The 6,927-nt window shown below is 38.1% G+C and carries 4 protein-coding genes and 1 pseudogene; 2 read left to right on the plus strand and 3 right to left on the minus strand.

Translation table 11 applies throughout. The annotated features are described in order from the left end of the window. Positions 1–176: 176 nt before the first annotated feature. Both B9P78_RS08885 and B9P78_RS08890 read right to left on the minus strand, forming a co-directional pair. Positions 177–986 (minus strand): glycosyltransferase family 8 protein, encoded by an 810-nt coding sequence (locus tag B9P78_RS08885; protein WP_148138599.1) that lies wholly within the window; start codon positions 984–986, stop codon positions 177–179. Between the two features lie 104 nt (positions 987–1,090). After that, positions 1,091–2,191, minus strand: coding sequence for a sugar diacid recognition domain-containing protein (locus B9P78_RS08890; RefSeq protein ID WP_094519092.1), 1,101 nt, complete (start codon positions 2,189–2,191; stop codon positions 1,091–1,093). Positions 2,192–2,320: 129 nt separating this feature from the next. On the opposite strand from B9P78_RS08890, the pseudogene B9P78_RS10740 reads away from it, so the two are divergent. Together B9P78_RS10740 and B9P78_RS08900 are read left to right on the plus strand one after the other, a co-directional pair. Beyond that, positions 2,321–3,523: pseudogene (locus B9P78_RS10740) on the plus strand (GntP family permease). A gap of 18 nt (positions 3,524–3,541) precedes the next feature. Continuing rightward, positions 3,542–4,678, plus strand: coding sequence for a glycerate kinase (locus B9P78_RS08900; RefSeq protein WP_094519093.1), 1,137 nt, complete (start codon positions 3,542–3,544; stop codon positions 4,676–4,678). A gap of 65 nt (positions 4,679–4,743) precedes the next feature. Here B9P78_RS08900 and B9P78_RS08905 read toward each other — a convergent pair whose 3' ends face one another. After that, a complete protein-coding gene (locus tag B9P78_RS08905) occupies positions 4,744–6,813 on the minus strand; it encodes an AIPR family protein (protein WP_094519094.1) in 2,070 nt (689 codons plus the stop codon). Positions 6,814–6,927: the final 114 nt, after the last annotated feature.

The following is a 6,927-nucleotide window of genomic DNA, read 5'->3' on the forward strand; positions in this document are numbered from 1 at the left end:
AAAAAAATACACGCCCAAAACTATGAACTTTTTTGTTCAGTAGTGGGCGTGTATTTTTCTATATCTTTATAAAAATAAACGAAAGTGGGGCTACTTTTTTCGCAAAAGTAGTTTTGTCCCAGCCTCTCTTTACTTTAAAAGATACTTCTCCTATTTGAATGAATCTTCCAACCGTCTCAACTGGTTTGATAATCTAAATAAACAGATGTGAACCGGTTATCATGTTTCTCATCCCACGGTTTTGGTCCCCCACAAAAATGCAATACGACTGTATTCGCCATGACCCAATGAATATCATGTTGGGCAAGACTTTTGGTCAAATAGCGCATGTACTTACGGGTATCGTAGTTCCAAATTTCTTCTGGAATTTCCAATGCATATTTACCATACAGATGGTTCAGTATATCTTGGTCGGGTAATATCAACAGGCTATTGTATTTTTCAATAGCGGCTGAGATATCCGTCCACTTAATAATGTTCCGCGCCTGATCTAAATTCATCAACATGACACCAGAATTGTAATATACATGATCTAAATCTAAACGCACTTTATTTAAACGGGTAGACATTTCAGTTAGTCCTGTATGGGTAGCAGCAGCCAATAAATAATCACCCAAATCCGTATGCCACAATTCGTCTAACGGATTAATAACCAAGGTGTCCGGATCCAAGTATAGGATCTTTTTAACGTCCTGCGGTAAAATTTCACCCGCAAGTAACCTGAAATACATCTCTTTTGGATAACGATCCACCGTCTTGGCGTTATTCCATTGGCTCCCATCTACTTGCATCTCCTGTAGATCAAAGGCCAAATAATCCGTCAAGGTTCGTAAACTTTCTATTGATTCGGGGGCAATACTTTCATGAACAAGCCAAATCCTAATTTTTGCCATAGGATTACTTCGTTTAATCGATAATAATGTCACCTTTAAATGGCTTAAATAGCCTTCATCTAGAGTGAATAATAAATCCATTTCCTGCGCCAATAGTCATTCTCCTTCATGATGTCACCATCAATTGTATTTTCATCATTATACCATTGTATAAAGTTCTATTTGATAACCTTTATCACCTTCATATCTACTTGCAATCACTTCAAATACACCTCTTCAGACATATACGCCAATTTCAAGGTGACAAAATCCGATAACTCGCGAGGGTTATAACCCGTCAAATCATATAATTTATTGAGACGATATTGCAAAGTATTCTTATGAATGAATAATTCATCCGCTGTTTTGATGATTGAACCGTTATGCTTTTCGTAAATGGTTAATATCTGGCGAAATTCATTTTTCTCTTTATCCGTTAACTTGCCTAAAATTCGTTGGCTAAAAGTTTCCAACTGTTTATGGTTACCTTCAGCGAATAAAAGTTCTAAAGTGAATTCATCATAAAATTGAATCGTCACAGCTGTCTTTTTAACGGCCCATTGATAGGCATATTTTGCCTGCAAGAATGACGCACGAGCACTAGCAACGTCATCGCAAATATCACCTAGGCCAAAATTTAGTTTCATACGAAAATTGCTGACTAATTCATTTTGTACAGCCATCAATCTATCGACTAAAAGGTCCTTTTCCTGATTCTCCAAGAACATGACAATGAAAGTTTCTTGAACCACAATCAAATTCTGTTTACTCGAAAAGTTTTTCTTTAATATATGATATAAATCCATATCGTCAAAATTAACTGGGACAAATGATGCATAGACACAACGTCGATTTGCAGAAACATCATAGTCAACCAGGCCAAAATTGACAGTAGCCATATCAAAATTTTCCGATACCAACATTTCCAAGATATTTCGTTGATGTTGTCGGTTGCTATAGTCCAAGTTTACTAAATGCGCCTCTGAAATCATTAGTTCCGTCAATTTTCGAATAACCTTAGCAAATTTAGTTACTTCATTTGTTGGACCAGTGATCCCCACGATACCCACAATCCGTTTGTTAAAATATACCGCCGTATTAAAGCCTTCATACGTACCAGCATAATTATCTTCACTTCTGACTGTCAAATCTTGCCCGGTTACTTTGACACGCCTGCCACCTTCGTGAAATGTTCCTACTCGAACTTGATCAGTAGACGCAATAATTCGCCCATCTATCGCAATAAAATTGATTTCATAATTTAAAATTTCTTTTAAAGCGCTTACGATATTTTGCGCTAAGCCTGTATCAATTTCCACAACTTGTCCTCCATACTATATTTACGATTTTGAAAACGCTTATATTTGTCCTTTATAACATGGTAAATGTTTTCTCCTGAATTTACAATGTATCTATTGCATTATTTTAAACCACAGGAGGTTATATGGATGGATTCAACAGTTACAATTAGCGCTTTAGGGGCTTTAGTCGGCCTGATACTTTCAATTGTGCTCATTTTTAAGAAGGTGCCCCCATTTTATGCGCTCTTTATTGGTGCCTTATTTGGCGGACTAATCGGTGGCGCTAACGTCGTCGAAACGGTTGGTTTAATGACTGCAGGTGCTCAAGGTATGGTAACTGCTATACTACGTATTTTAGCTGCCGGTGTACTTGCTGGTATCCTAATCAAATCAGGCGCTGCCTCATCTATCGCCTTCACCATTATAGATAAGTTAGGTGCTAAAAGAGCCTTACTCGCGTTATCACTAGCCACTATGGCCTTGACAGCGGTCGGTGTATTTATTGATATCGCCGTTATTACCGTTGCGCCAATTGCACTAGAAATTGCCAAGAATGCCAAATATTCTCGTACAGCTATATTGGTAGCAATGATTGGTGGTGGTAAAGCTGGTAATATCATGTCACCCAACCCCAATGCCATTGCCGTTTCTGATGCCTTTGAAGTGCCTTTAACAAATGTCATGTTAGCCGGTATTATTCCAGCGTTTTTTGGTATCATCGTTACTTTCATCATTGCCACTAAGTTAATCAATAAGGGTTCAGCTATTAAAAACGAAGAAGTGGAAACGAGTGAAGACATTGCCAACTTACCTTCAATCGGTAAATCACTAGTAGGACCTGCTGTCGCAATTATCATATTAGCCTTGCGTCCACTTTTTGGCATCGTCATCGACCCAATGATTGCCCTACCCTGGGCGGTTTAGCCGGTATTGTCGCTTTAGGCCATCACAAACATGTTGTCGAATATATCGAGTACGGTCTAGGAAAGATGACTGGCGTAGCGATTATCTTACTTGGTACCGGTCTAATCGCAGGTATCATTTCAAACTCAACCCTTGGCGATAGTCTGATCAGCCTCAACTACATCAGGATCAGCCGTTGCAAGTTCAGTATTTGGACAAACATTATTAAATTCCGGCGTATCAGCAATCGGTGGTGCTGCCATGATTCAATCAGGTGCCACAGTATTGGACCACTTACCACACGGTTCATTCTTCCATGCAACAGGTGGTAGCATCAATATGGCCTTCAAAGAACGCCTGCAAATCATTCCTTACGAATCAGCAATCGGTCTAGTCCTAACAATTGTTTCAACTATTATTTTTGGCCTCTTAGGCATTGGTGGATAACCCAGAAGGAGGAAAACTATGCCCTTAAAATTTGTAGTCGCCCCAGACTCATTCAAAGAATCATGTACCGCATTAGAAGCCTGTCAAGCCATGGCTGCAGGCATTAGGCGCGTCTTTCCAGATGCAGAAATCGTTGAAGTACCTATGGCTGACGGAGGCGAAGGCACAACTCAAGCCCTAGTTGATGCCACAGCTGGTCGTATTATAGAAAAGGAAGTCACGGGTCCACTTGGTGATCCTGTTGTCGCCGACCTCGGCATCCTTGGTGATGGCCAAACCGCAGTCATCGAAATGGCCAGTGCCAGCGGTATCCATCTAGTCACAAAAGAAGACCGCAATCCCTTAATAACAAGCACTTACGGAACCGGTCAACTCATCAAAGAATGCTTAGACATGGGCATCCAAAATATCATTCTAGGCATTGGCGGATCTGCTACTAACGATGGCGGATCTGGAATGGCACGCGCACTTGGCATCCGGTTTATAGACGCAAACGGCAACGACATTCCTGAAGGTGGCGGTCATCTAGACCAACTTGATCAAATCGATCTCTCAGATGTCCATCCTGGCTTAGCCGCCTGTGAGATTGCCATCGCATCAGACGTATCCAATCCATTATATGGAGAACACGGTGCCTCAGCCGTCTTTGGCCCGCAAAAAGGTGCCACACCAGAAATGGTCCAAAAACTAGACAAGAACCTACAACATTACGATCAAATTATTCAGCGCGATGTTCATAAAAATGTTGGTCAAATCCCTGGATCAGGCGCAGCCGGTGGTTTAGGTGCTGGCTTACTTGCCTTCACCAACAGCCACCTAGAAACTGGTATTGACCTTGTTATCGAGTACACAGGACTGAAAGACAAGCTCCAAGGCGCAGACTATTGTCTAACGGGTGAAGGTCAAATCGATTTCCAAACCAAATTTGGCAAAACACCCTACGGCATCATGAAAACCGCCAAAGCCGTCGATCCAAACATCAAAGTCGTCGCCATCGCCGGCAGCATTGGAGAAAACATCGAAACACTATACGAAGAAGGCTTCGACGGCGTATTTGGCACCATCCCAAAAGCCAGCGACCTACAAACACTATTGCAACACGGCAAAGAAAACATCCAACGTACCACGGAAAGTATCTGTCGGTTGATTAAATAGATTCATAGATTGAAAAAAAACCAGCCATTCGATTGGCTGGTTTTTGATGAATTTGAAGGACTGATCTACAGACCAAACCCTTCCAATTCTGCTTTTTGTATTGTTTCCAAAACAACTTTACATTGTTTTTCAGTAATATACTTATTTGTTGCTAACATTGAGATAATACTTCGCTCTTTAGGCAGAAACTCTTTTGAATTGTTATCGATAAAGCTCAACAGATTTATATAGTAGTTTGGATCTTCCTCTAATTTATTATATACAACCGTGATATCTGAAAGGTCACTTTCAAATTTTTCAACTTTTTTGGCCTCAATTTTATTTTCTCTAGCTTCCACCACTGAGATAGTCACTAAAGATAAATCATATTCTTCTGTGACTTTGACCATTTTCTTAACGTCTTCCCATGCAATTTCTTTTTTAGCATATTCCGTTACGTTACCTTCAACGCGAGTTAAAACATTTCGAACTTGATAAGAAATGTCATCTAAAAACTTCATTACGGAGTTCCCTACATTTTGGCGTTGCCAAATTTTTGTATAATCAAATTTCATTTTTAATTCATGCTCTATATACCAATATAAATATGACAAAGTATAGGCATTAATATTTGCTTTATAACCATTGGCACCCGCACCAATTTTTGTTCTAGCATCTAATTTCTTGAACAAAATTATGTTTGCTATCATTTCCTTATAAAAGTCTTGATTAATAATGTTGGTATCTCTATCCCAAGTTTTTATAATCCATTGTGAGAAATTATTGAAGGCAGTTTGCCCACCTTTAGATGCAATATGCGGTTTTTGATTGTAAATATTAAAGTATTTAGCAAGATCTGTTTTTTTGAACATTTGATTTTTCGGATTAATTTCCAAGAAGCGTTTTTTTGTGGCTGCAGGCATCTTATAGGTTTCTTGTGCATATTGGCCAGCTGCACGTTCATAGTACCAATATGTACCGATAGAAAACCCATCAGCTGGCGGAGTAGATGTTTTCCTAGATAACTCTTCGAATTTTTTATGGAAAGGATGGTTACTAGCCAAATCTACATCTGAGACTTTATTTTGTGAATTGGCATATCTTGAAATTGCAGGCACTAGTTCATCCTCAATCTCTGGATTTTTTATTACGTTCAATTTCATAGGAACTGAAACTTCTAATAACTCATCAATCTTTTTATCGTTAGTCATGACATTAGCTAAACTAGCAGTGGTTTGACCTCCATTTACAATCTGAAGTCCAACTATCTGTGTTATTTTATTATTCTCAAATACAATACTTTTAGCTGTACATGTCAACCCATTATTGTAAGCAAAGAACTTCTCTGGTTCCTTTAAAATCGTAAGACGTATGCCCTTATTCACTTTCCCTCTTGTTTGTAAGAAGGATCTAACATTACTCTCGATTAATCTACTACCGTACTCATTATATAATTTTGCTAAAGTTAAGCCATTAATGTTACATAAATATGACTCATATTCTTCTGTTTCATTCGCTTTAATAGCTGGGATAAGTGAATATTTATGAAAATCAATTTCTAAATCTATTTTCCCTCTTCTACTATTAGCTAAAGTTTGAATTCGTTCAATTCCTACAAATTGAGATAAAATTTTAACGCCTTGTAGTTCTTGTTCTTCCGTTTTAATTAAATTCTTGGATAACTTTTTATCTGTTAAAACAAAAATTTTAACCGCGCTTAAATAATAGAAAGGTTCACTGTCCGATTTTTTTCTATTATATATTGAATCAGCTAATGCGACAGCTTCATTAGACTCTTCACCCATTTTTGCTATATCCTTAGCAAAAGCAAAGAAATTCCGAGCATTTATATGCAAACGATTGGCACTTGCAGTAGTTAACGTACCAAGTTCATCTGAAAAATCTAAATCATCAATTACAATTAAGCTTAATACACCATCTAATTCATTATAACTATATCCTGAAATGTTCACTTTTTGCCGTTTATTTAATGGCATCTCAAAATAAGTATATGCTGGCTCTCCAAGTATCTCGTCATTCTCTAACAGATAGTTTACATAGGTATCAAAAAATTCTTGATGAAAAGAAGCACCAGTAATTTGTCGACTACTATCTATCTCCTCCATTAAGGAATCATGATATTCTTTTAGTTCCATATTTCGTCCTCACTAATTTCAAAATCTTTGATTGCATTTAGTAATAAATCATAGCTATATGTAATTACTGAATCTGGCACATCAGAATGTTGATGATTGGAAAAACCTCATCTA

This window comes from Aerococcus sp. 1KP-2016 (assembly GCF_002252085.1).
GTDB lineage: Bacteria > Bacillota > Bacilli > Lactobacillales > Aerococcaceae > Aerococcus.

What these genes read in the sequence shown, in the direction of transcription:
- B9P78_RS08900 (WP_094519093.1), top strand. Translation starts at nt 3,542, where the DNA reads ATGCCCTTAAAATTTGTAGTCGCCCCAGACTCATTCAAAGAATCATGT.
- B9P78_RS08905 (WP_094519094.1), bottom strand. Translation starts at nt 6,813, where the DNA reads ATGGAACTAAAAGAATATCATGATTCCTTAATGGAGGAGATAGATAGT.